At 65.1% G+C, this 24,504-nt stretch carries 26 protein-coding genes; 14 read left to right on the forward strand and 12 right to left on the reverse strand.

From position 1 onward, the window contains the following. The first annotated feature begins 5 nt into the window (after positions 1-5). The 3 genes from NH448_RS08715 to NH448_RS08725 all read left to right on the forward strand — a co-directional run bounded on the left by NH448_RS08715 (position 6) and on the right by NH448_RS08725 (position 2,228). Positions 6-1,046 (forward strand): phosphotransferase, encoded by a 1,041-nt coding sequence (locus NH448_RS08715; RefSeq protein ID WP_045991847.1) that lies wholly within the window; start codon positions 6-8, stop codon positions 1,044-1,046. Further along, positions 1,043-1,720 (forward strand): N-acetylmuramate alpha-1-phosphate uridylyltransferase MurU, encoded by a 678-nt coding sequence (gene murU / locus NH448_RS08720; protein WP_045991846.1) that lies wholly within the window; start codon positions 1,043-1,045, stop codon positions 1,718-1,720. The genes NH448_RS08715 and murU overlap by 4 nt, the downstream gene beginning before the upstream one ends. 88 nt (positions 1,721-1,808) lie before the next feature. Then, positions 1,809-2,228, forward strand: a complete 420-nt coding sequence (locus tag NH448_RS08725; protein WP_045991845.1) for an OsmC family protein — start codon at positions 1,809-1,811, stop codon at positions 2,226-2,228. 137 nt (positions 2,229-2,365) lie between these two features. Here NH448_RS08725 and coq7 read toward each other — a convergent pair whose 3' ends face one another. Together coq7 and NH448_RS08735 are read right to left on the reverse strand one after the other, a co-directional pair. After that, positions 2,366-3,010 (reverse strand): 2-polyprenyl-3-methyl-6-methoxy-1,4-benzoquinone monooxygenase, encoded by a 645-nt coding sequence (gene coq7, locus NH448_RS08730; RefSeq protein WP_045992115.1) that lies wholly within the window; start codon positions 3,008-3,010, stop codon positions 2,366-2,368. Between the two features lie 249 nt (positions 3,011-3,259). Next, positions 3,260-3,601, reverse strand: coding sequence for a histidine triad nucleotide-binding protein (locus NH448_RS08735; protein WP_045992116.1), 342 nt, complete (start codon positions 3,599-3,601; stop codon positions 3,260-3,262). Between the two features lie 222 nt (positions 3,602-3,823). Between NH448_RS08735 and NH448_RS08740 the strand changes: the two genes are divergently transcribed. After that, positions 3,824-5,068 (forward strand): sodium:proton antiporter, encoded by a 1,245-nt coding sequence (locus NH448_RS08740; protein WP_045992117.1) that lies wholly within the window; start codon positions 3,824-3,826, stop codon positions 5,066-5,068. 43 nt (positions 5,069-5,111) lie between these two features. Here NH448_RS08740 and NH448_RS08745 read toward each other — a convergent pair whose 3' ends face one another. Beyond that, positions 5,112-6,539 (reverse strand): PLP-dependent aminotransferase family protein, encoded by a 1,428-nt coding sequence (locus tag NH448_RS08745; protein ID WP_045992118.1) that lies wholly within the window; start codon positions 6,537-6,539, stop codon positions 5,112-5,114. A gap of 115 nt (positions 6,540-6,654) precedes the next feature. Here NH448_RS08745 and NH448_RS08750 point away from each other — a divergent pair, with 115 nt between their 5' ends. After that, on the forward strand, positions 6,655-7,647 hold the full coding sequence (locus NH448_RS08750; protein ID WP_083970315.1) for a DMT family transporter: 993 nt from the start codon (positions 6,655-6,657) through the stop codon (positions 7,645-7,647). On the opposite strand, the gene NH448_RS08755 is transcribed toward NH448_RS08750, so the two are convergent. The 4 genes from NH448_RS08755 to phaR all read right to left on the reverse strand — a co-directional run bounded on the left by NH448_RS08755 (position 7,617) and on the right by phaR (position 10,846). Then, entirely contained in the window at positions 7,617-8,489 is an 873-nt protein-coding gene (locus NH448_RS08755; protein ID WP_045992119.1) for a phosphoribulokinase, read from the reverse strand. The genes NH448_RS08750 and NH448_RS08755 overlap by 31 nt on opposite strands. After that, positions 8,489-8,923, reverse strand: coding sequence for a thioesterase family protein (locus NH448_RS08760; RefSeq protein ID WP_045992120.1), 435 nt, complete (start codon positions 8,921-8,923; stop codon positions 8,489-8,491). Before NH448_RS08760 ends, NH448_RS08755 begins: the two co-directional genes overlap by 1 nt. A 63-nt stretch (positions 8,924-8,986) precedes the next feature. Beyond that, on the reverse strand, positions 8,987-10,270 hold the full coding sequence (gene purD, locus NH448_RS08765) for a phosphoribosylamine--glycine ligase (RefSeq protein ID WP_045992121.1): 1,284 nt from the start codon (positions 10,268-10,270) through the stop codon (positions 8,987-8,989). Positions 10,271-10,372: 102 nt separating this feature from the next. Then, positions 10,373-10,846, reverse strand: a complete 474-nt coding sequence (gene phaR / locus NH448_RS08770; protein WP_045992122.1) for a polyhydroxyalkanoate synthesis repressor PhaR — start codon at positions 10,844-10,846, stop codon at positions 10,373-10,375. 119 nt (positions 10,847-10,965) lie between these two features. Here phaR and NH448_RS08775 point away from each other — a divergent pair, with 119 nt between their 5' ends. Further along, entirely contained in the window at positions 10,966-11,679 is a 714-nt protein-coding gene (locus tag NH448_RS08775) for a 16S rRNA (uracil(1498)-N(3))-methyltransferase (RefSeq protein ID WP_045992123.1), read from the forward strand. 39 nt (positions 11,680-11,718) lie between these two features. Here NH448_RS08775 and NH448_RS08780 read toward each other — a convergent pair whose 3' ends face one another. The 3 genes from NH448_RS08780 to NH448_RS08790 form a co-directional block, all read right to left on the reverse strand. Beyond that, positions 11,719-12,270 (reverse strand): RimK/LysX family protein, encoded by a 552-nt coding sequence (locus NH448_RS08780; protein ID WP_231498512.1) that lies wholly within the window; start codon positions 12,268-12,270, stop codon positions 11,719-11,721. A gap of 165 nt (positions 12,271-12,435) precedes the next feature. Next, on the reverse strand, positions 12,436-13,734 hold the full coding sequence (locus tag NH448_RS08785) for a lytic murein transglycosylase (protein WP_045992124.1): 1,299 nt from the start codon (positions 13,732-13,734) through the stop codon (positions 12,436-12,438). 220 nt (positions 13,735-13,954) lie between these two features. Next, positions 13,955-15,256 (reverse strand): DASH family cryptochrome, encoded by a 1,302-nt coding sequence (locus NH448_RS08790; RefSeq protein WP_045992125.1) that lies wholly within the window; start codon positions 15,254-15,256, stop codon positions 13,955-13,957. Between the two features lie 320 nt (positions 15,257-15,576). On the opposite strand from NH448_RS08790, the gene NH448_RS08795 reads away from it, so the two are divergent. The 6 genes from NH448_RS08795 to NH448_RS08820 are packed head-to-tail and all read left to right on the forward strand — an operon-like array spanning position 15,577 to position 21,439. Further along, on the forward strand, positions 15,577-18,429 hold the full coding sequence (locus NH448_RS08795; protein WP_045992126.1) for a monovalent cation/H+ antiporter subunit A: 2,853 nt from the start codon (positions 15,577-15,579) through the stop codon (positions 18,427-18,429). 1 nt (position 18,430) lies between these two features. Beyond that, entirely contained in the window at positions 18,431-18,775 is a 345-nt protein-coding gene (locus NH448_RS08800) for a Na+/H+ antiporter subunit C (protein ID WP_045992127.1), read from the forward strand. Then, positions 18,772-20,280: a monovalent cation/H+ antiporter subunit D gene (locus NH448_RS08805; protein WP_045992128.1), complete on the forward strand. Its 1,509-nt coding sequence runs from the start codon at positions 18,772-18,774 to the stop codon at positions 20,278-20,280. The genes NH448_RS08800 and NH448_RS08805 overlap by 4 nt, the downstream gene beginning before the upstream one ends. Then, a complete protein-coding gene (locus tag NH448_RS08810) occupies positions 20,277-20,777 on the forward strand; it encodes a Na+/H+ antiporter subunit E (protein ID WP_045992129.1) in 501 nt (166 codons plus the stop codon). The genes NH448_RS08805 and NH448_RS08810 overlap by 4 nt, the downstream gene beginning before the upstream one ends. After that, positions 20,771-21,040: a K+/H+ antiporter subunit F gene (locus NH448_RS08815; RefSeq protein WP_045992130.1), complete on the forward strand. Its 270-nt coding sequence runs from the start codon at positions 20,771-20,773 to the stop codon at positions 21,038-21,040. Before NH448_RS08810 ends, NH448_RS08815 begins: the two co-directional genes overlap by 7 nt. Before the next feature lie 15 nt (positions 21,041-21,055). Next, a complete protein-coding gene (locus tag NH448_RS08820; RefSeq protein WP_045992131.1) occupies positions 21,056-21,439 on the forward strand; it encodes a Na+/H+ antiporter subunit G in 384 nt (127 codons plus the stop codon). Positions 21,440-21,530: 91 nt separating this feature from the next. Here NH448_RS08820 and hemH read toward each other — a convergent pair whose 3' ends face one another. Further along, complete coding sequence (gene hemH, locus NH448_RS08825) at positions 21,531-22,601, reverse strand: ferrochelatase (protein ID WP_045992132.1); 1,071 nt, start codon at positions 22,599-22,601, stop codon at positions 21,531-21,533. Positions 22,602-22,709: 108 nt separating this feature from the next. Here hemH and NH448_RS08830 point away from each other — a divergent pair, with 108 nt between their 5' ends. Next, complete coding sequence (locus NH448_RS08830; RefSeq protein ID WP_045992133.1) at positions 22,710-24,290, forward strand: cryptochrome/photolyase family protein; 1,581 nt, start codon at positions 22,710-22,712, stop codon at positions 24,288-24,290. Beyond that, positions 24,287-24,382 (forward strand): DUF393 domain-containing protein, encoded by a 96-nt coding sequence (locus NH448_RS08835; RefSeq protein ID WP_253028670.1) that lies wholly within the window; start codon positions 24,287-24,289, stop codon positions 24,380-24,382. Before NH448_RS08830 ends, NH448_RS08835 begins: the two co-directional genes overlap by 4 nt. Positions 24,383-24,405: 23 nt before the next feature. On the opposite strand, the gene NH448_RS23660 is transcribed toward NH448_RS08835, so the two are convergent. Next, positions 24,406-24,501: an integrase core domain-containing protein gene (locus NH448_RS23660; RefSeq protein ID WP_366077885.1), complete on the reverse strand. Its 96-nt coding sequence runs from the start codon at positions 24,499-24,501 to the stop codon at positions 24,406-24,408. Between the last annotated feature and the right edge of the window lie 3 nt (positions 24,502-24,504).

Consider the following 24,504-nt stretch of genomic DNA (forward strand, 5'->3'; position numbering starts at 1 on the left):
CCCCGATGTCCCAGGCTGAAAGCCCCCGCCGACTCGAGCAACTGCGCCTTTGGGCACAGGCACAGCACCCGTCCATCGAGGGCTCGAGCGATCTCGTGCTGGCCGCCGGCGACGCCAGCTTCAGGCGTTACTACCGCCTCACCCTGGAAAGTGGGGAGACCCGCATGCTGATGGACGCCCCACCCCCCCAGGAGGACGTCGGCCCCTTCGTCGCCATCGCCCGTGACTGGCACGCAGCGGGCCTGCCGGTACCCCGGGTCTATGCCGTGGACGCCGACCAGGGCTTCGTGGAGCTTGAGGACCTCGGCGACGAGCCGCTGCACCTGGCCCTCGACGGTGCCGACGAGGCCACCACCCACGCCCATTTCGACGCCGCCATCGCGCTGCTCGAGGAGCTTCAGCGGAAGGCTCCGAGCGATAGCCTGCCGCCCTACGACGCCGTAACGCTGGCCCGGGAGCTGGACCTGTTCCCCGACTGGTGCCTCGCCCAGTGGCTGGAGTTGGATGGCCAGCCTCCCGGCTGGCCTGCGCTGCGCCAGGCGCTGATCGAACAGGCGCTGGCCCAGCCGGTGGTCACCGTGCACCGCGACTTCGATGCCATGAACCTGATGCGTCACGCCGCCGAACTGTGGTTGATCGACTTCCAGGACGCCCTGGCAGGCCCCATCACCTATGACCTGATCTCGCTGTTGCACGGGCGCTATCGGCGCTTCGATGCGGCCACCCGGGCGGCCTGGAGCGAGGCTTTCCGCCAGCGCGCGATAGCCGACGGGCGCCTGTCTGACTCGGTAGATAGCGACAGTTTCCTGCGCTGGGTCAATGCCATGGCTGCCCAGCGTGCGCTCAAGGTGCTCGGCATCTTCTGTCGCCTGACCCTGCGCGACCAGCGCGACGGCTACCTGGCGCGTCTACCTCACTTTCTTGCCCATCTTCAGGACAGCCTCGAGGGGCTGGAGGGCCTCGCGGGACACGCCGACTTCAGCGCCTGGGTCGAAGACAGCCTGCGCCCGCTGATCGAAGCCCGCGTCGCAGAGGTGCGCCCATGAAAGCCATGATCCTGGCCGCCGGTCTCGGCAAACGCATGCGGCCGCTGACCGACCACTGCCCCAAACCCCTGTTGCCGGTGGCCGGCGAACCGCTGATTGGCCACCACCTCAGGCGCCTGGCCGGCTGCGGTATCGAACAGGTGGTGATCAACGTCAGCTACCGTGCCGACCAGATTATCGAGACCCTGGGCGACGGTGAACGCTACGGGGTATCGATTGCCTACAGTCGCGAGGACGAGCCGCTGGAGACCGCCGGCGGTATCGCCAAGGCTCGCCCACTGCTCGGCGAGGAGCCCTTCGTGCTGGTCAGCGCCGATGCCTTCTGCGACATCGACCCCAGCGCCCTGCCCTCTCTGGAGGGCGATCTGGCCCATCTGGTGCTGGTCGACAACCCCGTCCACAACCCGGACGGCGACTTCCACCTGGCGGCCGGCGGCAGAGTTTCGAGCGACGGCTCGCCAAAGTTGACCTACTCGGGGATAGCGCTGATCGACCCGCGTCTGGTGAATGACCTGCCCGCTCCCTGCTATCCTGTCGCTCCACTGCTTCGCGAGGCCATGGCCCGCGACCTCGTCGCCGGCACCCACCATCGGGGAGACTGGGTCGACGTGGGTACGCCCGAGCGCCTCGAGGCGTTGAATCACCGACTCGGCGGCGCTCCTGGCGAACGCTGATCGAGTCCGGCTGCATCCTGCAGACCGCATCTTGCAGACCGCATCAAAAAACATCGACATCACTATCGCAGAAAAAGAAGGAATCCCCATGAAAGCCAGCGTCAAATGGACCGACGGCCGTCAGTTCGTGGCCGAATCCGGTAGTGGCCACGCCGTGGTCATCGACGGCCCCCCCGATCACGGTGGCCGCAACACCGGGCCGCGCCCGATGGAGATGCTGCTGATGGGCATGGGCGCCTGCACCTCCTTCGACGTGCTGGAGATCCTCGAGAAGTCCCGCGCCCCGGTGGAAGACTGCGTCGCCGACATCGAGGCCGAACGCGCCGACAGCGTGCCGTCGGTGTTTACCAGGATCCACGTGCACTTCACCGTCACCGGCAAGGGGCTCAAGGAAAAGCAGGTCCAGCGCGCGGTGGAACTCTCCGCCGACAAGTACTGCAGCGCCTCCATCATGCTGGCCAAGGGCGGCGTCGAGGTCACCCATTCCTACACCATCGTCGAATCCTGAGGCCGCTTCGAGCGCCGCGCAGCAGCGAGCGCCTCGGATCGACAGCCACCCTCACGCAAAAGCCCCTGCCGATCGGCAGGGGCTTTTGCGTGAGGGCGAGGCCATCGCAGCATCAGGCGCTGGCCACCGGCACAGGATCAGATGCGGTAGACGCTCTTGGTCATCACCCTGGACATCAGCGTCATGCCGGCCTTGACCGGGCCAGGGAACCTGGCGCCACCAGCCTCCAGCGCCTGCTGAGCGTGGTGGGCCTCGTCGATGGCCATCTGCCTGAGCACCGCCCGGGAGCGCTTGTCCCCTTCGGGCAAGGTCTCGAGGTGCTCGTCCAGATGCTTGCCCACCTGCTCCTCGGTGGCGGCGACAAAGCCCAGGCTGACACGATCGCCAACCGCCCCCGCCAGCGCCCCCATGCCGAAGGACGCCACATAGAACAGCGGATTGAGTCGACTGGTCGGCGCATTCAACTCCCTGAGCCGGTCCTCGCACCAGGCAAGGTGATCGATCTCTTCCTGGGCGGCTTCCTCCATCTGGCCGCGCACCTCCGGCAATTTGGCGGTCAGGCCCTGGCCCTGGTACAGCGCCTGGGCGCATACCTCTCCGGTGTGGTTGATGCGCATCAGGCCGGCCGCGTGATGGCGCTCATCCGGGCTCATTTCGCCGTCATGGATCGTATCGACCGCGGGCGTCGGCCGAGATGCCCGCGCCGCCCCCGGCACCAGGGTGCGCAATACATTGTCGAACTGATGGATGGCCCGATCGGCGGGGCTGAGAGAGCGGGACATGGCGCGATCCTTGTACGACTAAGTGAGCCAGCGAACATGGGCGAAACGATGAACGTTCGCATCAAGGGATTATTCTACGCAAGCGTCGGCGGCACTCAAGCGCCGGCTTTTCAAATGGGGCACCAGCCCCTCGGCGGCGCCTAGAAACAAAAACCGATCGGCGCCGCCTGGGGGACACCAGGCGACGCCGGAGAATGCACGGATGCGTCGAGCGCTTGAACTGCCGGAAGAGACTCCGTCGCGCGCCGGCTAGCCAGCCGGCCATGTGAAGCGACGACCGCCCATCACGTGCATGTGAATATGATAGACCGTCTGGCCGCCGTCTTCATTGCAATTCATCACCACCCTGAAGCCGTCTTCGGCAAACCCGAGGTCCTTGGCCAGACGCGAGGCGGTCAGCGGCAGGCGCCCCACCAGTGCCTGGTCTTCCTCGGTGATGTCGTTGAGGGTGGCAATATGCTTCTTGGGGATGACCAGCATATGGGTCGGGGCCTTGGGATCGATATCGTTGAAGGCCAGCACCTGATCGTCCTCGTAGACGATATCGGCGGGAATCTCGCGGTTGATGATCTTGCAGAACAGGCAATCCATGGCAGGCTCCGGGGCACACTGAAAAAACGGTGTCTTCGAGATTACCCGCCAACAGGGCCGCTGTCAGTCCCCTGACTCGCCCGATCACTGACCCAGGCCCCATGAGCAACGTTCCCAAACCGCCAGTTATGCACCTCTGGTCATCGCGCTCGCCTGCCCCCCCAAGCCATTGCGGCTATGGTACAACCGTAGCTCCCATGCATTTTCGGAGTGTCGCCTGCCATGCATCACACCGCCTTGCTGCTGATCCTTCTGATCATCATCGCCTTTGCCCTGCTGTCGCGGCGCATCTCGGCCTCGCTGATCAGTCTGCCCATGGTGTTCATGGCCGCGGGGATGGGGCTGGGCGCGCTGACGCCGGACCTGGTGCCCATGGACATGCAGCAGGAGCTGACCCAGGTGATCGCCGAGATCACCCTGATCATCGTGCTGTTCGCCGATGCCTCGGTGGTCAAGCTGAAGTCTCTGCGCCAGAACCTGGCGATTCCGCTGCGCATGCTGTTGATCGGCATGCCCCTGACGGTCTTGCTGGGCACGCTGATGGCCAAGTGGGTCTCGCCGGAAGCAGCCTGGGGCACCGCCATGCTGGTGGCGGCGATTCTTACCCCGACCGACGCGGCCTTGGGCCAGGCGGTGGTGTCGAGTCCCAGCGTGCCGGAACGTATCCGCCAGTCGATCAACGTCGAAAGTGGGCTCAATGATGGTCTGGCTGTACCCGTGATTCTTGCCTCGGCACTGCTGGCGGTGGCGGCCACCGGCACCGAGGTCGCCGACGCCCCGAACAACCTCTGGACCTTCGCCCTGCTGCAACTGACCCTCGGGCCGCTGGTCGGGGTGCTGTTCGGCTGGGGCTTTGCCCGCCTGCTCGACGCCGCCATCGACCGCGGCTACGTCACCGTCATCTATCAGGGCATCCTGTTTCTGGCGCTGGCCTTCCTGATCTATCTGGTCGCCGAAACCGTCGGCGGCAACGGCTTTATCGCGGTGTTCCTCGGCGGCCTGACCTTCGGCAACCAGCTACGCCATGACACCACCTTCATCGAGGAGTTCATGGAGAGCGAGGGCCAGCTCTTGACCATCGCCACCTTCCTGATCTTCGGTGCGGTAATGGTGCCGCTGGCCCTCTCGCATGCGTCCTGGAAGACCGTTGCTCTGGCGCTGATGTACCTGTCGGTGATTCGCATGATTCCGATCTGGATATCGCTCACCGGACTCGGCTTGTCCGCCTATGAAAAGACCTTCCTCGGCTGGTTCGGACCTCGGGGGTTGGCCAGCATCCTGTTCGCACTGCTGATCTACGATCAGTACCCGATCCCCGGCAGCGACGAGATCCTCGCCTGCGTGGTGTTGACGGTCATGATCTCGGTGGTGCTGCACGGCGTCAGCGCCCAGCCCATGGCCCAGCGCTTTGTTGGCTCTGGCGCCGCCAAGGACGCCCCCGTCAAGCAGGCGCCTCCCGGCCACTGAGCCCCCCTCCAGGATGAGCGGGACTGGCATGGCACCACGAAGGTCAGTCCCCGCCCCGGGCCGCCCGCTCCATGGCCCGGTCCAGCGCCCTGAAGACGTCATCATCCAGCGACTGCGCCACATTGAAGCGCAGGTAGTGACTGTTCGCCGTTTCCGGGCTGAACACCTCCCCAGGCGCCAGTACCAGATCCTCGTCCAACGCCGCTCTGGCCACGTCCTTGGCGCAGAGCCCCGCGGGCAGTCGCGTCCACAGAAAGAGCCCCGCACTGGGCTCCACCCAGGGCTCCAGGCCCGCCGAGCGCAGTCGCGGCATGACCTGTCCCATGGCGTCTGCCAGGCGCGTCCTGAGCACGTTGAGGTGACGTCGATAGGCGCCTTCCCTGACCAGCTGGAACACCAGCTCTGCCGACAGCGCGCTGGCGCCAAAGGAGGTCGCCAGCTTCAGGTCGACCAGCTCCTCGAACCACTCGGGGCGGATGGCGATATAGCCACAGCGCACCGAGGCCGACAGGGTCTTGGAGAAGCTGCCCACCTGGATTACCCGCTCGAGCCCGTCCAGCGCCGCCAGGCGTGGTGACGCCTGGTGCTCGAAGTCGGCGAAGATGTCGTCCTCGATGATCAGCAGGTCGTGACGCTCGGCCAGGCGCAGCACGCGGTGGGCCACCGCCAGTGACAGGCTGGCACCGGTTGGATTATGCAGCCCCGAGTTGGTGATATAGAGCCGCGGACGATGCTGCTCGAGGGCCTCGGCAAGGCGCGATAGGTCCGGCCCCGCAGGGCTGAAGGGCACCCCCACCACCTTGACCCGGTGGGCACGCAGCAGGGCATGAAAGTTGAAATAGCAGGGGTCATCGACCAGCACGCGGTCGCCCGGCTCGAGCAGAAACCGACACAACAGATCGATGGCCTGGGTGCCGGACTCGGTCAGCAGGATCTGGGACGGCGCCGCCTCGACACCCCGCTCGGTAAGGCGATGCGCCAGCACCTGACGCAGTGCTTGCAGGCCCTGGGGCGACGCATAGTCGGTCAGGCTGGCGACAGCGCCGGAACGCCTCGCCAACTGCCTCAGCCCACGGCGAATCTCCTCGTGGGGCATCCACTCTGCCGGCAGCCAGCCACAGCCTGGCCTCAGCCGGTAATGGTCGCTCTCGAGCGCCTGGCGGGTCAGCCACAGCGGGTCCACTTCGCGCTCGCGACGGGGCGCCAGCTCCGCCAGGGACAGCGGCGGCAAGCGATCACCGACGAAAAAGCCGGCGCCGCGACGGGAATGGATGGCGCCCTCGGCGACCAGCCGATCGTAGGCCTCGACCACGGTGGAGCGTGACACCCCGAGCGATTCAGCCAAGCCGCGAATCGACGGCAGGCGCGCACCTGGCGCCAGCTGACGCTGGGCCATGCGGCGCTGGATCAGCGCTACCACCTGCTCGACCAGGCTGCTGCCCGCCCGACGATCGATGTCCTGTGCCTTCATCTGTACTGGAGGCTCCACCATGACAGTTTGTCAAAACTGTACTGCACCGTCTCTGGCTGCACCAGCGCACGCCCTTCACCCTAGGCGCTACTGACCCGCCACGGAGTTCGCGCAGATGCCCTCACGACACCGACCATTGAACCCGACACACCGCCCGGACCTTGGCAGGGGCTGGGCCTGCGGCGCCCTCGGCATGGCCATCTTCAGCGGTTCATTGCCCGCCACCCGGGTGGCGGTGGGGGCCTTCGATCCGCTGTTTCTGACCTTTGCCAGGGCCAGCCTGGCGGGACTGGTGGCGGTGGTATTGCTGGCGTGCCTGAAGGGACGCCGGCCGCGGACCGATGAGCTTGCATCGCTGGGGCTGGTTGCCGCCTGCGTGGTGGTGGGGTTTCCACTGCTGACCGCCATGGCGCTGGAGCACGTCAGCGCAGCGCACTCGCTGGTCTATATCGGCCTGCTGCCGATGGCCACCGCGCTGTTCGGGGTGCTGCGTACCGGCGACAGGCCCCGCCCGGCGTTCTGGGCCTGCTCGTTGAGCGGTGCTGCGCTGGTCGCAGGCTTCGCGCTCGGCCAGCCTGGCAGCGCCTCCTTGACCGGCGATCTGTTGATGCTGGCCGCCGTGACCGTCTGCGGGCTCGGCTACGCCGAGGGCGCGCGACTATCACGACGGCTGCAAGGCTGGCGGGTGATCTGCTGGGCGCTGACCCTGTCCCTGCCGTTGATGCTGCCTCTGGCGGTCGCATCGCAACCGCCGACACTGCAGGGTATCGGCAGCGCCGCCTGGTGGTCGCTGGGCTATGTATCGCTGTTCAGCATGCTGATTGGCTTCATCTTCTGGTATCGCGGCCTGGCGCTCGGTGGGGTGGCCGCGGTGGGTCAGCTACAGTTGCTGCAGCCGTTTCTCGGGCTTGGCCTGGCGGCCTGGTTGTTGAACGAGTCGATCAGCGTGGCGATGCTCGCCACCTGTGCCGCGGTCGTGGTGTGCGTCGCCGGTGCAAAACGCTTCGCCACACCAGCTCCGGTGCCGTCGATCCCGACCTGTCAGTCAGACGAAGCCGGCATCAACGGTGCGGCGGCTCAACGAAAACGTCGTTGGGCCAGCAGATGACGCACCAGCGGACCGAGGATCAGCTCCATCGCCAAGGATAGACGAGAGCCGGGCACCACCAGGGTGTGGGGGCGACTCATGAAGGCGTCCTGAATCATCGCCAGCAGGTAGGGAAAGTCCACGGTGGACGGATCGCGGAACCGGATCACCACGAAGGACTCGGCATCGGTGGGAATATCCTGGACCTCGAAGGGGTTCGAGGTATCGACCGTGGGCACCCGCTGAAAGTTGATATGGGTACGCGAGAACTGCGGCAGGATGTAGCGCACGTAGTCATCCATGCGCCCCAGGATGGTGTCGATGACCGCTTCCTGGGTGTAGCCGCGGGCGTGCATGTCGCGGTCGATCTTCTGGATCCACTCGAGGTTCATGGTCGGGGCGACGCCCACCAGCAGATCGACGTGGCGGGCGATGTCCACCTCACTGGTGACCAGCCCGCCGTGCAGACCCTCGTAGAACAGCAGGTCGGTACCGGTGGGCAGCGGCTGCCATTCAGTGAAGGTGCCGACCTGGTAGCCGGCCTCGATCATCTTCTTGTCTTCGGCGTGGATATAGTGCCGGAAGGTCCCGGCGCCGCTGTCACCGTACTCCTGGAACAGCGTCTCCAGGCGATCGAGCAGGTTGGCCTCCACCGCAAAGTGGGACAGCTCATCCTTGCGCTCGGGCTCCTCGCGAAAGATCCGCGCCATCTCCTGGCGGGTGTAGCGATGGAAGGCGTCACCATCGACGAAGGCGGCATGGACATCTTCCCGGGCGAACATGCGCTCGAAGGTACGCTTGACCGTAGTGGTGCCGGCACCGGACGAGCCGGTGACCGCGATGACTGGATACTCCCTCGACATCAGCCAGCCCTCGCCAGGGCGTCACGTACCGCTTCGGGCACCGCCACCGCACGCCCTGCCTGGGGGTCGACCACCATCAGGTTGAGCCTGGCGGTCGCCACTATCCGCTGATCGCTGTCGCGACGCATGCGATGGTAGACCGTGATGGCCTTGCGCGCCGGTTCGGGGATGGCGGTCTCGACCGTCAAGGCATCCGGCCAACGAGACTCGGCCTGATACTGCACCGCCAGGTCGGCGGCGACACTGGGATAGCCTCCCATGTCACCTTCGTGAAGCCCGAGATGGGCCAGGGCGGCCGCCCTGGCCTCGTGCAACAGCGAAATCACGGCGTCATGGCCCAGATGGTGCCCGTAGTTCATGTCGGTCACGCGCACCGTCAAACCATGACGGTGGACGATCGCCTGCTCGGGAAACTCCAGTTTGACGCGTTCCATGCTCGCTCCTTGCTGATTATTGTTGGTCAGTACCATGGGGCAAGCCAGACCGGTACCCGACGATCAGGACTGCCGGGCCATGGCGCGGTGGGCGATGTCCGAACGCCAGAAGGCGCCTTCGAAACTCACCGTCTTGACCCCGCGGTAGGCCAGCTCCCGAGCCTCGCCAAGATCCTGACCGAGGGCGGTTACGCACAACACTCGTCCGCCGGAGGTGACCACCTGGCCATCCTTTTCCGCGGTGCCGGCGTGGAAGACCTTGACGCCCAGGGCCTCGGCACTGTCGCCTCCGCTGATCACGTCGCCCTTGCGGTAGCTGCCGGGGTAGCCTTCGGCGGCCATCACCACACCGATGGCCGGACGCGGGTCCCAGCGGCAATCGTGACCGGACAGGCGACCCTCGGCGCCGGCCAGACACAGCTCGGCCAGATCGCTCTGCAGGCGCATCATGATCGGCTGGGTTTCGGGGTCGCCGAAGCGGCAGTTGTACTCGATCACCTTGGGTTCACCCGCGTCGGTGATCATCAGCCCGGCGTAGAGGAAGCCGGTATAAGGATGCCCTTCGTCGGCCATGCCACGCACCGTGGGGCGAATCACCTCGTCCATGATGCGCTGGTAGACGCTGTCGGTGACCACAGGTGCCGGCGAATAGGCGCCCATGCCGCCGGTGTTGGGGCCGGTGTCGCCCTCGCCCACCCGCTTGTGGTCCTGGCTGGTGGCCATGGGCACGATGGACTCGCCATCCACCATGACGATAAAGCTGGCTTCCTCACCTTCGAGGAATTCCTCGATCACGACACGAGCACCGGCATCACCGAAGGCGTTGTCTTCGAGCATGTCGCGAACCGCCGCCTCGGCCTCGGCCTCGGTCATGGCCACGATGACGCCCTTGCCCGCCGCCAGGCCGTCGGCCTTGATGACGATGGGTGCGCCCTTGTCCCGCAGATAGGCCAGCGCCGGTTCCACGGCGGTGAAGGTGCTGTAGTCAGCGGTGGGAATGGCGTGGCGAGCCAGAAAGTCCTTGGTAAAGGACTTGGACCCCTCGAGCTGGGCAGCGCCCTGGGTCGGGCCGAAGATCGCGAGCCCGGCGTCACGAAAACGATCCACCACTCCCTCGACCAGCGGCGCCTCGGGGCCCACGATGGTCAGGCCGACGCTCTCGCGCCGGGCAAAGTCCACCAGCCCGTCGAGGTCGGATACCGCGATATCGACGTTGGTCAGTCCCGCCTCCCGTGCGGTGCCGGCATTGCCTGGCGCCACGAAGACCGAGGAGACGCTGGACGACTGGGCGACCTTCCAGGCCAGGGCATGTTCGCGGCCACCGCCGCCGATGATCAGGACCTTCATCCGCTCAACTACCTTTCGAGTACCAAATGAGGCGGCATTATGGCAGAAAAAGCCCGCTCTCGCCCTCCTGACCTCTCTCCATCAGAGCCGGGCGTGGGAGGGTCAGGAGGAACGCTCGTCGTCGTCCTTGGTGGTCCCGCCCTGGCTGGTTCCGCCCTGGCTGATGGTGTTCTGCCAGAAACGCATGTTTTCCTCGGCCAGCTCGCGCATCAGCTCCATCGGCGAATGCCGCATGGCCTGCTGCCACTGATCCTGCATCTTCTTCTGCTGCTCCATCATCAACCGGGTGCCCTGCTCCAGGTAGCGCGCCAGGGGCAGCGGCTGAGACATGGCGTACACCCGAATCAGCTGTTGCAGCAGGTCATTGGAGAACACCTCGGCGTCGCTGTCGGCCTGCTCCTGCTCGATGATGATCGACAGCAGAATGGTACGCGTCAGGTCCTCGCCACTCTTGGCATCTTCCACACGGAAAGGCACTTCCTCGAGAATCAGGCTTCGTAGATCCTCGAGCGTTACATAGCGGCTCTGTTCGGTATCATAGAGCCGGCGATTGGCATACTTGCGAATCACGCGCACGGCGCTGCTCCTTTGTTCGTGGGAAGCCCAGGGACTGCAGTTGCAGATCCTCGGCTTCGTTCGCATCCATTTTGCACCGCGACACGGCCCTTGCAAGACAAACCGGTACTCGAGGCTCCATGAATCTGATACTTCTCACCCGGAACGACGTCGATGACGCCGGGTTGGCACGGGTCCGCGACCCCCGGCGCCTGGCCCACCTGCGCCAGGTCCACCGCGCCCGCCAGGGCGACGTGATGACCCTGGGACTGGAGAACGGCCCGCTGGGCCGCGGTCAGCTCGTGTCGCTGACCGACGATGAGGCCTGCTTCGACGTTTCCGGGCTCGATCAGGCTCCGCCCGCGGCGCTGCCGGTGCACCTGGTGCTGGCGCTGCCTCGCCCACGCATGCTGGCAAGAAGCATAGAGCATGCCACCGCGCTGGGGGTGAAGCGCATCACGTTGCTGCATAGCCGCAGGGTGGAGAAGAGCTACTGGCAGTCCCCCGAACTCGATCCCGCCAAGATCCACCAGCACCTGGTGCTTGGCCTGGAGCAGGCCCGCGATACTGCGCTGCCGGTGGTGGACACGGCGCGGGGCTTTCGGCCCTTCGTCGAGGACCGTCTGCCGTCCCTGCTGGAAGGACGGCGGGGCCTGTTGGCGCACCCCGGGATGGCGACTGCCTGCCCTCGAGGCCTGACCGAGCCTGTGACCCTGCTGGTCGGCCCCGAGGGCGGCTTCATCGAATGGGAGGTGGAACAGATGCTGGCGGCAGGCTGCGAGGGCATCCACCTGGGCGAGCGCATCCTGCGGGTGGAAACCGCGGTGACCGCGCTACTGTCCAGGCTCTTCTAGGCCAACCCTGTAGACCACACCAGCGGTGCCATCGACGTATCAGCTCTCGCTGTCCTCGTCATCGGCACCGTCATCCTTGTTGGTGCCGTACTCGCCCTCTCCCTCATGCTCGATGACCGGAGAGTTCTCGTCGCAACTCGGCTCGATCATGAAGGTCTCGCGCACGTCCAGCAGCCCGAGCTCACCGATGGTACGGCGCCCCAGCAGCATCGGGTAGTTCATCTCTTCCCGGTTGCGCAGGCTGAACTGCTCCTCGTGGATGGTGTCCCCCATGCACACCTCCATCAACACCACCAGGCGCTCGTCGCGACCGCCGGCCCCGCGCACCGTCATGTCGCGATAGAGCGGGCGTTCGAGCTGCTTCTTGAAGGTCTCGCCAGTCTCCTCGTCCTCGAGCTCGAGGGCGAAACGCACCCAGGGTTCGCCTTCCTTGTCGAAGCGCTCGATATCCCGGGCATCCAGCGAAGACGTCAGCGCGCCGCTGTCCAGCTTTGCCTTCACTTCGACGTCCCAGGGCTCCAGGGTCGCCATCTCGACCCAGCCAAAGACGTCAGGGCCGTCATCGGCCAGGGCGCCGCCGGCCGGCGCCATGCACAGGGGTAGCGCCGCCAGCGCCATCAGTCGGGCGGGGCCCGACAGCCATCGATTCCAGAGAGTCATCGTGCCATTTCCATGTGGAGGGCGTCCCGCCGGACGCCGATACGTCAGGCCCCTGAGTCAGGGGCCGCCTTGATGTTTTCAGGGCTGATTGATCGCTCAGTGGCTTAGGCGTTCGAGCAGGTTGAGCGTGGCGAAACCGTCGGGCACCAGCCCCTGGTCGCGCTGCCAGGCGCGCAACCCTGCCCGGGTATTGGGACCCATGATGCCGTCCGGGGTTCCCACCTCGTAGCCAAGCGCCTGAAGCCGCGACTGCAGCGTCTTCACCTGAGTACGAGAGAGCGGTTGCTCGTCACGCGGCCAGCCACCCTCGATGCCGGCGCGCCCGGCGATACGGTCGCTCAGCGAGGCCACCGCCAGGGCGTAGCTGGTGGCGTTGTTGTAGCGCAGGATGGCGCGGAAGTTCGGTCCCACCAGGAAAGCAGGACCACGCGCGCCGGCCGGAGTGATCACCGACGCCTCATCGAAGGCCGGCAGATCGCCACCGCCCAGCGGGCTCACACCCAGGCCGGCCCAAGCCGAAGCGCTCTTGCGGGTATCGAGCTCGGTCTGGGCGTAGTCGAACCCGGACGGCAGTTGCACCTCGACACCCCAGGGCTCGCCCTGACGCCAACCGGCACGATCCAGATAGTTGGCAGTCGACGCCATGACGTCGGGGATACTCGCCCAGATATCACGGCGACCGTCGCCGTCTCCGTCCTTGGCGTAGGCCACGAAACTGGAAGGAATGAACTGGGTGTGGCCCATCGCCCCCGCCCAGGAGCCCTTCATGCGCTGCGGTGTGATATCGCCGGCGTCGATGATCTCGAGCGCTGCCATCAGTTCACCGCGTGCAAAGTCTCGGCGCCGACCGTCATAGGCCAGGGTCGCCAGTGCCTCCAGGGTCGAGAAGTCACCGAAGTTCTGGCCGTAGTTGCTCTCGATACCCCAGATGGCGGTAAGGACCTCGGCGGGCACACCGTAGTCGGCCTCGGCGCGGTCGGCCGCGGAGCGATTGGCGGCGAGCTTGTCACGCCCCTGGGTCACCCTGGCGTTGGAGACCGCGGTATCCAGGTATTGCCAGATCGGGCGCACGAACTCCGGCTGGGAGCCGTCGAGTTCGATCACCCGGGGACGGTAGCGCAGGCCATCCAGCGCGCGCGCCAGGGTCGCTTCGCTGATGCCTTCTGCACGCGCCTGATCACGAAAGCCGGCCAGCCACTGATCGAAGCTCTGGGGCTCGACTGCAGCGGCGGCATGGGCGGCCTGCCCAGACGCTTCGCCACTGGCGCTGGCGGTGACGCTTGCACCAGCACTGGCATTGGTACCGGCCGCGGCATCGCCGGAGGGGGCGGCGGAGGTACTCTGGCAACCGGCCAGGGTCACCACGAGAAGGGCGGGGAACAATCGGGTCAGCATGATGAAGCAATCCTTGGCGATCAATATGCGGGCATGATGACCCAGGACCCGCTGTCATACCAGCCAGTCAGGCCGCCAGAGCATCGCAAGATGTGGCACCACTACCACCAAGGTGAGAGCCACCCGCAGGGGCAAGAGACCTCATACGGTAGGTCGAACAACGTAGTGAACAGGGCATCGCTCGTTCTTCCCTACACCGGTGCCTCAATGCCCCAGTGCCTCAATGCCCCAGTGCCTCGTAGGAAGACGGCTGCAAGCTCACCTCGTTCCAGTGGCGGACATAGCGTTCATCGGGGTCGTAGCGCCGGCTCTGTTCGTCGATATCGAAGATCCTGGGTTTGGCGTTGCGGCCCACTCCTGCGATGTACTTCCAGTTGCCCCAGTTGCTGGCAACGTCATGGTCGATCAGACAGCGTTCGAACCAGGCGGCGCCGTGGCGCCAGTCCTCCCCGAGATCGTGCACCAGGTAGCTGGCGACGAGCTGACGCGCTCGATTGGAGAGCCAGCCGCTGACCGACAACTCACGCATGGCTGCATCGATCAGCGGCTGCCCGGTAGCGCCCAGGCGCCAGCACTCGAATGCCTGCCCCGGCGATGATGGGGGATCGCCGAACAGCGCTTTGCCTTCCTGGCGTGCCACCCAGTGGAAGTACTCGCGCCATAACAACTCGTGATAGAAGTGGCGAGATGATGCGTTGGCACCCCGCCGGTCTTCCCATTCTCTCAGTGCTTCGAGGACCTGGGTCGCCGACACACAGCCAAGCGCCAGCCAGGGCGATAGACGGGACGAAAAGCCAGCGCCGATCAAACCATTGCGCGTCTGCTGATAGGTCGCCAGCAAATCGGACTCCCACACGACGTCGTCGAGACGCTGCCAGGCGGGCGCTTCACCGCCGACAAAGGCAAGCCCGGCGCTGTCGGGCACGTCGTTCAAGGCGTCCGCTTCGCGTGACAATCGCTGCAACGAGGGCAGGCCGCGTGGCGCTCGCTCCGGCCACGCCGGCTGCGTCGCCGGGGCCGGACGGCTGTGGCTTCGAGGAGACGCCTCGCCGAGACGACGCCGGAAAGCCGACCAGCTTGCCGGTACCTCATCCAACGTCATCGGCAACGTCTGCGACGTCCACAGCGTGCCCGTACCACGACGCTCCAGTCGACACTGCCTTGGCAGGCAGCGTGCCAGTCGCTCAAGCTGGTCGTCCCCGCCTGCGGCCTCGCTGGCCACCACCCGTGTCACCTGATACTGCTCGGCCAGCCGGGCGACCAGCGACACCGGCTCGTCCACCGCCACCAGCAGGTCGCTACCCTTCTTCAACAGCGTCCCACGCAACTCCTTGAGACACTGCCACAGAAAGCGCAGCCGCCGAGCGCCGATACCGGCCACGCCGTCTGCCGATGTGCCATCAAGCAGTGCCTCGTCGATCACGAACACCACCAGGCGCTCGCTGACCGAGGGCGCGATGTCCAGCAAGGGGTTGTCGGCCAGCCGCAGTTCCCCACGCAACCACACCAGCTCTGTTTCCATGTCACGCTCCCGACAGGCCTGAAGATTCTCGGCACGCGCCCCGAGGGCACAGATCGTGCGCTACCGACGGAGGCATTGCCCTACTGCATAGCGATAATATATAGGTCTTGTACACCACATGTACAACTTTTAGAGCGCCGACGACTATCACGTTGAATCCGCACGGGGCAGCGATCCGTCCATCTTTCGGGTAAAGTGGGTCGGCGCTTCAGGGTGAGCTGATCAACACCCCTGGCGGTAGGCCAAGGCATTGTGAGGGCTCGTGTTTTCAGACCATCGCGGCGCTCACCACGTTCAAGGACAGGCAGGATGACCGACAGATGACTTTGCTATGGATTCCCTTGCTCCCCCTTCTCGGTGTGCTGGTCCCCGCATTGACCGGATCTAGAGGCCGCCCTCTTTGCACCCTTGCCACGGCGGTCCTTCCCGCCATAGCCCTGGCCATGACCCTGGCCCAGCTACCCGCCCTGGGTGCCGGGGATATCCCTCGGGTCTCCCTGAGCTGGGTGCCCCAACTGGGGCTGGACCTGGCCTTTCGCCTCGATGGCCTGTCACTGCTGTTCAATGTGCTGATCCTGGGCATCGGCCTGCTGATCATCCTGTACGCCCATTATTATCTGGACGCCAGCGAGAACTACGCCCGCTTTTACGCCTACCTGATCCTGTTCATGGCCTCCATGGTGGGCATCGCCATGGCTGACAACCTGCTGGTGCTGTGGTTCTTCTGGGAGTTGACCAGCCTGTCATCCTTCCTGCTGATCGGTTTCTGGTCACACCGCTCGGAGGCGCGCAAGGGCGCGCGCATGGCGATGACGGTCACCGGCGCCGGTGGCCTCGCCCTGCTGGCGGGCTTTCTGCTGCTGGGCGATATCGTCGGCAGTCTCGACATGCAGGTGGTGCTGGAAAGCGGCGAGACGATCCTGGCCGACCCGCGCTACCCGCTGATGCTGGTCCTGGTGCTGCTCGGCGCCTTCGCCAAGTCCGCCCAGTTCCCGTTCCACTTCTGGCTTCCCCATGCCATGGCGGCACCGACTCCGGTGTCTGCGTACCTGCACTCCGCCACCATGGTCAAGGCGGGGATCTTCCTGATGGCGCGCCTGCATCCCGCCATCGCCGGCAGCGAGCTGTGGTCGGCCATCGTGACCGTGATCGGTATCGTCACCATGGTGTATGCCGCCTGGTTTGCTCTGATCAAGGCGGATCTCAAGGGAATCCTGGCGTTCTCCACCGTCAGCCATCTGGGCCTGATCACCGTACTGCTGGGCATCGGCAGTCCCATGGCGGTCCTGGCGGCGCTGTTTCATATCCTCAACCACGCCACCTTCAAGGCCGCACTGTTCATGTGTTCGGGGATCATCGACCATGAGGCCGGCACCCGCGACCTGGCCCGGCTGGGCAAACTGGCCAAGGCGATGCCGGTCACCTGCGTGGTGATGAGCATCACCGGCGCCGCCATGGCGGGCGTGCCGCTGTTCAATGGCTTCATCTCCAAGGAAATGTTCTTCACCGAGGCCCTCGAGACCCACGCCTTCGGCGGCCTCAGCCTGGTGCTGCCGGTACTGGCCACCATTGGCGGCGTGCTGTCGGTGGCCTACTCCGCGCGGCTGGTCCACGCGGTGTTCTTCTCCCCTCCGCGCCACGCGCCGCCCAAGACGCCGCACGAGCCGCCCCATCTGATGCGGGCTCCGGCGGAGCTGTTGGCGGTGCTGTGTATCCTGGTCGGCCTGTTCCCGGCGCTGATGGCCACCTGGCTGATGGCGCCTGCGGTCGAGGCGGTGCTGCTCGAGCCGCTGGAGTTCCACCTGGCCCTGTGGCACGGCTTCAACCTGCCGCTGGCGATGAGCGCCGTGGCCCTGGTCGCCGGCGTCATCACCTATATCCTGCATCGCAAGATTCGCCAGTTCGTGCGGGACTTCCCGCCGCGTGATGCCAGCCGTATCTTCGAGGGTGTCATCCAGTGCATCGGCGATCGCGCCGAGCGCATCACCGAATGCGTCGACAACGCCTCGCTGCAGCGCTTCATGACCCTGCTGCTGACCGCCTCCCTCGTGGTCGGCGCCATCGGTCTGGCCCAGATGGATACCCTGACCGGGGCCAAGGGCAACCAACCGGTGGACGGCGTGCTGCTGGTCGGCGCCCTGCTGCTGGTGTTCACCGGCATCGGCACCGCCATTACCCATCGCCATCGTCTGATCTCGCTGCTGATGCTGTCGGTGGTGGGCCTGCTGGTATCGCTGACCTTTGCCCGCTTCTCGGCACCGGACCTGGCGTTGACCCAGCTATCGGTCGAGGTGGTCACCATGATCCTGCTGATGCTGGCGCTGTTCTTCCTGCCCCAGAAGACCCCGCGGGAGTCCACCCCGGCGCGGGCGCTGCGCGACCTGGTGCTGTGTACCGGTCTGGGCGGAGTGATCGCCGGACTCAACTACACCGTGCTGACCCGCGACACCGAAAGCATCTCGGACTTCTTCCTCGACAACAGCGTGCCCGGCGGCGGCGGCCACAATGTGGTCAATGTCATCCTGGTCGACTTCCGTGGCTTCGACACCCTGGGCGAGATCACGGTGCTGGCGATCGCCGGTCTCGCCATCTTCAAGCTGCTCAACCGTCTGCGCCTGTTCATGCCTCACAGCGACAGCGAGGGACGCATCTGGGCACCGGACCGCTACCCGATGATTCTGACCACCATCTCCCAGACGGTACTGCCGCTGGCACTGCTGGTGTCGGTGTTCATCTTCCTGCGTGGCCACAACCAGCCCGGTGGCGGCTTTATCGCCGGCCTGATCACCGCGGTGGGGCTGATTCTGGTGTACATGGCCCGGGGCGTTGCCTGGACCCAGAAGCGTCTCGACTTCCCCTACCAGCCGGTGGCGATCCTCGGCGTCGGTGTCGCCGCCCTGACTGGCTTCGGCAGCTGGCTGTTCGGCGCACCCTTCCTGACCTCGTCCTTCGGCCATTTCCATATCCCGCTGATCGGCGATATCGAACTGGCCACCGCGATGCTGTTCGATCTCGGTGTCTATCTGGCGGTGGTCGGTGCGACCCTGATGATCCTGGCCAACCTGGGCAAGGTGACCACCCCCCACCGTCCGGCCAAGGAAGACCATGACGCGACGGAACGCGGCCTGCACCGCACCGACGACCCCACCCCCGACGGCAAGGAGACCGTGTGACATGGAAATGCTCTATGCCATAACGACCGGCGTGCTCGCCGCCAGTGGCCTGTATCTGATGCTGCGCGGCCGAACCTTCCCAGTGGTGGTAGGTCTGACGCTTCTCTCCTACGCCACCAACCTCTTTCTGTTCTCCATGGGCGGACTGACCACCGGTGGTTCCGCCATCATCGACGGCAAGAGCGACTACAGCGATCCGCTGCCCCAGGCGCTGGTGCTGACCGCCATCGTCATTGGCTTCGCCATGACCGCCTTCGCGGTGATCCTGGCGATGCGTGCACGGGGCGACATGGGCAATGACCACGTGGACGGGCGCAAGGCCGAGGACAAGGAGGAGCGACGCTGATGTCCCACCTGATCGTGATGCCCATCGTGCTGCCGCTGGCAGCAGCGGTGGCGCTGCTGCTGACCCGATTCGGCAATGCCACGCTCAAGCGTGGTCTTGGCCTTGCCACCACCCTGGCGCTGCTGGTGATCAGCGTGATGCTGCTGCGCCAGGCGGCCAGCGGCGAGATTCAGTACTACGCCCTGGGCAACTGGCAGCCGCCCTTCGGCATCATCATGGTGCTGGACCGGCTATCGGCGCTGATGCTGTTCGTGACCTCGATGCTGGCGGTTGGTGCGGTGCTGTTCGCCTGCGGCGGCGACGACGAGAAGGGCAGCAACTTCCACGGCCTGTTCCAGCTGCAGCTGATGGGAATCAACGGCGCCTTCCTGACCGGCGACCTGTTCAACCTGTTCGTGTTCTTCGAGGTGCTGCTGCTGGCCTCCTACGCCCTGCTGGTCCACGGTGGTGGCAAGGCGCGCATCCAGTCGGCGGTCCACTACGCCATCCTCAACCTGGCCGGATCGGCGCTGTTCCTGTTCGCCGTGGGTCTGCTGTACGGGGCCACCGGCACCCTCAACATGGCGGACATGGCCCAGGCGGTGAGTCAGCTGCCGGGAGAGCGTCAGGGCATGGTCGTCGCCGGCGCTCTGCTGCTGCTGGTGGTATTTGGCCTCAAGGCGGCGGTACTGCCACTGTATTTCTGGCTCCCGCGGGCCTACGCCAGCGCGCCGCCGCCGGTGGCCGCCCTGTTTGCGGTGATGACCAAGATCGGCGTCTACGCCATCCTGCGGGTCTACTGGCTGGTCTTCGGCGACCAGGCAGGCCCCCTGGAGGCGCTTGAGCAGAGCTGGGTGTGGTGGCTTTCGCTCGGCACCCTGGCGATTGCCGGTGTCGGCGTGCTGGCCGCCCGCGACCTGCGTCTGCTGGTGGCCTATCTGGTACTGGTGTCGGTGGGCACCCTGCTCGCCGGCGTCGGCATGCGCTCCCCCGAGGCGGTATCGGGCCTCCTGTTCTATCTGGTGCACACCACCCTGGTCACCGGCGGGCTGTTCCTGCTGGCGGACATGATCGGCGTCCAGCGTGGCAAGGCCGGTACCCGCCTGGTGCGCGGCCGGATACCGCGCAACGCCACGGCGCTGGGCCTGATGTTCCTGATCGGGTCCATGGCGGTGGCGGGCCTGCCCCCGCTGTCCGGGGCGCTGGGCAAGGTCATGCTGATGAACGCCGGCGACAGCGCCCAACGTCTCTGGTTCTGGCCTCTGCTGCTGGCCACCGGCCTGTGCGCCATCGTGGCGCTGTCGCGGGCAGGGTCCACCCTGTTCTGGCGCAGCCAGGCCAGCGATGACGGCGAGTCGCTGTCCCCCTGGCAGTGGGCGGGCACCGGCTGGCTGCTGGCATCGTCGCCGTTGCTGGTGATCCTGGCCGGCCCCCTGGCCGGCTACACCGAGGCCACCGCAGAACAGTTGAGCGACCCGCAACCGATGATTCAGGCCGTTCTGATCGATCAGGGAGACGCCCAATGAACCGACGCACTCGCTCACTACTGCCGACACCGCTGCTCAGCCTGCTGCTGCTGGTCGTGTGGCTGTTGCTGGTCAACACGGTCTCGGTCGGTCACCTGCTGCTTGGCGGCTTTCTGGCCGTGCTCATCCCCTGGCTGACCTACCCCTTCTGGGACATGCAGCCCGGTGTAAAGAAGCCCTGGAAACTGCTGCGCTTCTTCTTCCGGGTGATCGGTGACATCGTGGTGGCCAACATGCAGGTGGCCTGGATCATCATCAATCCCTGGCGCCGCACTCGGCCCCACTTCGTCGAGTATCCGCTGATGCTCGAGGAGCGATTCACCATCACCCTACTGGCCAGCACCATCACCCTGACCCCAGGGACGGTGTCGGCCAACCTGCGCATGGACGGCAAGACGCTGCTGATCCACGCTCTGGATGTGCGTGACGAACAGACCCTGATCCGCACCATCCGCGAACGCTACGAGCAGCCGCTGAAGGAGATCTTCGAATGCTAGACACCGCCTTGACCATCAGTTTGGCGCTGGTCTGCCTGGCGCTGCTGCTGAACCTGTTTCGCCTGACCGTGGGCCCGGACATGCCCGACAGGATCCTGGCGCTGGATACCATGTACGTGAACTCCATCGCCCTGATCATCCTGATGGGAGTGTGGCTCAACTCCAAGACCTACTTCGAAGCCGCGCTGCTGATCGCGCTGCTCGGCTTCATCAGCACCATTGCCGTCTGCAAGTATCTGCTGCGCGGCGATATCATCGAGTAACTTCGGGAGAATTCCATGTTCTACGTCATTCTCGAGGGGCTGATCTCGGTGCTGCTGATCGCCGGCGGGCTGTTTGCCTTCATCGGCTCGCTGGGCATGGCCCACCTGCGGGACTTCTACATGCGCCTGCACGGCCCGACCAAGGCCACCACCCTGGGCATGGGCTGCATCCTGTCCGGCTCCATGGTGTACTTCAGCGCCACCCAGGAAGGCACCCACCTGCAGGAGATGCTGATCACCCTGTTCCTGTTCATCACCGCCCCGGTAAGCGCCCACATGCTGGCCAAGACAGGCCTGCACCAGCGCCTCAAGTATCTGGACAAGACCCGCGGCAAGCCGCTCGAATTTCGTGAGGAAGAGGTTGGGGATAAGCCGGTGCCCCACCCCGACCGAGACTAAAAGCCTAGCTTCATGCAAGCTGGATACGAAACGGGCAGCCCATGGGCTGCCCGTTTTGTGTCTGGCTATCGTGGCGCGAAAGGCCGAGCGATCAGATCCAGCCGCCCAGTTCGCGCTTGACGATATCGGCCAGCACTGCGATATGGTCGTCGCGATCGTTGAGACACGGAATGTAGATGAAGTGCTCGCCGCCGGCCTCCATGAAGGCGTCGCGGATCTCTTCCTCGATCTCTTCCAGGGTCTCCACGCAGTCGGCGCTGAAGGCGGGGGACAGTACGGCGATACTCTTGTGACCCTGACGCGCCAGCTCCGCCACCTTGTCGACGGTGGCGGGGCCCACCCATTCTTCAGGCCCGAACTTGGACTGGAAGGCGGTAACCACTTCGTCCTCGGCCTGCCCCAGCCGTTCGCGCAGCAGTCGCGTGGTCTTCCTGCACTGACAGTAGTAGGGGTCGCCTTCCTCCAGAAAGCGCTTGGGTACGCCGTGATAGGACGCCACCACCACCGAAGGCTGGTGCGTCTCGTTCTCCAGGCGTTCGCTGACCGAGGCAGCCAGGGCCTCGATGTAGCCCGGCTCGTCGAAGTAGGCCGGCACCGTTCGCACCGATGGCTGCCACTTGCGCTTCATCAGCTGACGGAAGAACTGATCGCAGGCGGTGGCGGTGGTGGGCGAGCCGTACTGGGGATACAGCGGGAAGAACAGGATACGCCGACATCCCTTCTCCTCCAGCTCCTTGAGCGCCTTGTCGGTGGAAGGATTGCCGTAGCGCATGCCGAAGCTGACCTCGATCGAGTCCCCCAGCTCAGCGCGCAGCCGCGTCGACAGCTTCTCGCTCTGGCTTCTGGTGATGGTCAGCAATGGACTCTCGTCCTTGTCGGTGTTCCAGATGCTGCGATAGGCCGCCCCGGAGGCAAATGGCCGGCGACTCAGGATGATCAACTGCAGCAGCGGCTGCCAGAGCCAGCGCGGATAGTCGACCACCCGCTGGTCCGACAGAAATTCGCTGAGATAGCGGCGCATGGACCAGTAGTCGGTATCGTCCGGCGTACCCAGGTTGGCGACCAGCACGCCGATCTTTTCACGTGCGACGGCGGGGTGGTCGACCGGCGCCTGCTCCGGGCGATGGGCCTCCACCACTGAGGGGGGAACGGACTGATCCATGAAGGTGACTTCCTCTTGGTAGCGAATGCACAAAGCCTATCACCGGTGGGTATCAGGCTCGAATGAAGTGTTACTATGAAGAGGATTTGTACAATTTTTGGTGAACCCATGTCCAGATCCTTGATCCTGATCACCGGCGCCCAGTTGAGCCTGGACCTCGGACTCTTGCAGACCACTGGCGACGACGACGTCGTCGCGCTGTGCGAGGTCGCCGAGGAAGGCCGCTACGTGCCGCATCATCCTCAGAAGATCGCCATGATGCTGTCGGCCATGCGCCACTTCGCCGCCACTCTTCGCGACAAGGGCTATCGCGTCCACTACAGCGCCCTCGATGATCCGGACAACGCCCATGGCCTGCTGGCGGAGGCGGAACGCCTCGCGCAAGCCTACGACTGTTCGCGGATTGTCACCACAAGGCCCGGCGAATGGCGGCTGCTGGATGCCATGGAGCGCCGCCAGGGCGGGATACCCTGGCAATGGGTCGAGGACGACCGCTTCTACTGCACGCCTGGTGAATTCGGCGACTGGTTGTCCCATCGCCGGCAGCCTCGCATGGAGGGCTTCTATCGACTGATGCGTCGCCGCACCGGCCTGCTGATGGAGGGCGATGAACCCATGGGCGGCCAGTGGAACTTCGACAAGGACAACCGACGGCCCCTGCCCCAGCACTACACGCTGCCCAAGCCTCCCCGCCACACCGTCGACGACATGACCCGTGAGGTGCTGACACTGGTGGAGGAACACTTCGATGAACACTTCGGTCGTCTGGATGGCTTCCACTGGCCGGTCACCCGACGCCAGGCGCTGGTCGATCTCAGACACTTCATCGATCACCTGCTGCCGAGCTTCGGTGACGTCCAGGACGCCATCAGCGACAGCGATCCCTTTCTCTTCCACTCGCGCCTGTCCGCTCCCATGAACCTTGGCCTGCTCAGCCCGAGAGAGGTCTGCGAGGCCGCCGAAACCGCTTATCTCGAGGGGCATGCACCGATCAATGCGGTGGAAGGTTTTATCCGCCAGATCCTCGGCTGGCGAGAGTACGTCAGGGGCATCTACTGGACCCGTATGCCGGACTACAAGGGCTATAACGCCTTGCAGGCCCGCAGGGGTCTGCCCCACTTCTACTGGAGCGGTGACACCGGCATGCGCTGTCTATCCCGCGCGATCGGCATGACCCGGGACAACGCCTACGCGCACCATATCCAGCGTCTGATGGTGACCGGCAACTTTGCTCTGCTGTGCGACGTCAGCCCCGAGGCCCTGTGCGACTGGTACCTGGCGGTCTACGCCGACGCCTGCGAATGGGTCGAATTGCCCAATACGCTTGGCATGGTGTTGCACGCCGACGGTGGACTGATGGGCTCGAAGCCCTACTGTGCGTCAGGCAAGTACATCGATCGGATGTCTGACCATTGCCGCCACTGTCGCTATGACGTGAAAAAGACCCTGGGCGAAGACGCCTGTCCCTTCAACAGCCTCTACTGGGACTTTCTCGAACGTCACGCCGACACCCTGGCGAGCAATCCTCGCATGAAGCTGATCTATGGCTCGCTGCGCCGCATGAGCGATGACAAGCGCAGCGCCATGCGCCGCCAGGCCACGTCCTTTCTCGACAACCTGGCATGCGAACCGAGCTACGGTCAGGGTCCCCACCGCGACGGCTATCGACCTCAGGGAGCGAATCCATGAATCGGTTCGAGACACTCGCCACACCGCTTGCGCTGTTTCATGATGGTCAGTGCCCACTATGCCGCAAGGAGATCGCCTGGCTGAGGCTGTAATGACCCCCTGGTTTCTGCACACCTCATCCAGTTAATGCGAGGTGTGCTCGGGGTGCCACATAGCCCAGAGACTGATGTGGTCGCTCTTCGTTGTAGTACCGGATCCAGCGCTCGATCACGAT

Source organism: Halomonas sp. OfavH-34-E, assembly GCF_024124525.1.
In the GTDB taxonomy this organism is placed as follows: domain Bacteria; phylum Pseudomonadota; class Gammaproteobacteria; order Pseudomonadales; family Halomonadaceae; genus Halomonas; species Halomonas litopenaei.

Bases quoted from the DNA above. Each gene is read 5' to 3' on its own strand.
- NH448_RS08715 (WP_045991847.1), top strand. From the start codon at position 6: ATGTCCCAGGCTGAAAGCCCCCGCCGACTCGAGCAACTGCGCCTTTGG.
- murU (WP_045991846.1), top strand. From the start codon at position 1,043: ATGAAAGCCATGATCCTGGCCGCCGGTCTCGGCAAACGCATGCGGCCG.
- NH448_RS08725 (WP_045991845.1), top strand. From the start codon at position 1,809: ATGAAAGCCAGCGTCAAATGGACCGACGGCCGTCAGTTCGTGGCCGAA.
- coq7 (WP_045992115.1), bottom strand. From the start codon at position 3,010: ATGTCCCGCTCTCTCAGCCCCGCCGATCGGGCCATCCATCAGTTCGAC.
- NH448_RS08735 (WP_045992116.1), bottom strand. From the start codon at position 3,601: ATGGATTGCCTGTTCTGCAAGATCATCAACCGCGAGATTCCCGCCGAT.
- NH448_RS08740 (WP_045992117.1), top strand. From the start codon at position 3,824: ATGCATCACACCGCCTTGCTGCTGATCCTTCTGATCATCATCGCCTTT.
- NH448_RS08745 (WP_045992118.1), bottom strand. From the start codon at position 6,539: ATGAAGGCACAGGACATCGATCGTCGGGCGGGCAGCAGCCTGGTCGAG.
- NH448_RS08750 (WP_083970315.1), top strand. From the start codon at position 6,655: ATGCCCTCACGACACCGACCATTGAACCCGACACACCGCCCGGACCTT.
- NH448_RS08755 (WP_045992119.1), bottom strand. From the start codon at position 8,489: ATGTCGAGGGAGTATCCAGTCATCGCGGTCACCGGCTCGTCCGGTGCC.
- NH448_RS08760 (WP_045992120.1), bottom strand. From the start codon at position 8,923: ATGGAACGCGTCAAACTGGAGTTTCCCGAGCAGGCGATCGTCCACCGT.
- purD (WP_045992121.1), bottom strand. From the start codon at position 10,270: ATGAAGGTCCTGATCATCGGCGGCGGTGGCCGCGAACATGCCCTGGCC.
- NH448_RS08775 (WP_045992123.1), top strand. From the start codon at position 10,966: ATGAATCTGATACTTCTCACCCGGAACGACGTCGATGACGCCGGGTTG.
- NH448_RS08780 (WP_231498512.1), bottom strand. From the start codon at position 12,270: ATGGCGCCGGCCGGCGGCGCCCTGGCCGATGACGGCCCTGACGTCTTT.
- NH448_RS08785 (WP_045992124.1), bottom strand. From the start codon at position 13,734: ATGCTGACCCGATTGTTCCCCGCCCTTCTCGTGGTGACCCTGGCCGGT.
- NH448_RS08790 (WP_045992125.1), bottom strand. From the start codon at position 15,256: ATGGAAACAGAGCTGGTGTGGTTGCGTGGGGAACTGCGGCTGGCCGAC.
- NH448_RS08795 (WP_045992126.1), top strand. From the start codon at position 15,577: ATGACTTTGCTATGGATTCCCTTGCTCCCCCTTCTCGGTGTGCTGGTC.
- NH448_RS08800 (WP_045992127.1), top strand. From the start codon at position 18,431: ATGGAAATGCTCTATGCCATAACGACCGGCGTGCTCGCCGCCAGTGGC.
- NH448_RS08810 (WP_045992129.1), top strand. From the start codon at position 20,277: ATGAACCGACGCACTCGCTCACTACTGCCGACACCGCTGCTCAGCCTG.
- NH448_RS08815 (WP_045992130.1), top strand. From the start codon at position 20,771: ATGCTAGACACCGCCTTGACCATCAGTTTGGCGCTGGTCTGCCTGGCG.
- NH448_RS08820 (WP_045992131.1), top strand. From the start codon at position 21,056: ATGTTCTACGTCATTCTCGAGGGGCTGATCTCGGTGCTGCTGATCGCC.
- hemH (WP_045992132.1), bottom strand. From the start codon at position 22,601: ATGGATCAGTCCGTTCCCCCCTCAGTGGTGGAGGCCCATCGCCCGGAG.
- NH448_RS08830 (WP_045992133.1), top strand. From the start codon at position 22,710: ATGTCCAGATCCTTGATCCTGATCACCGGCGCCCAGTTGAGCCTGGAC.
- NH448_RS08835 (WP_253028670.1), top strand. From the start codon at position 24,287: ATGAATCGGTTCGAGACACTCGCCACACCGCTTGCGCTGTTTCATGAT.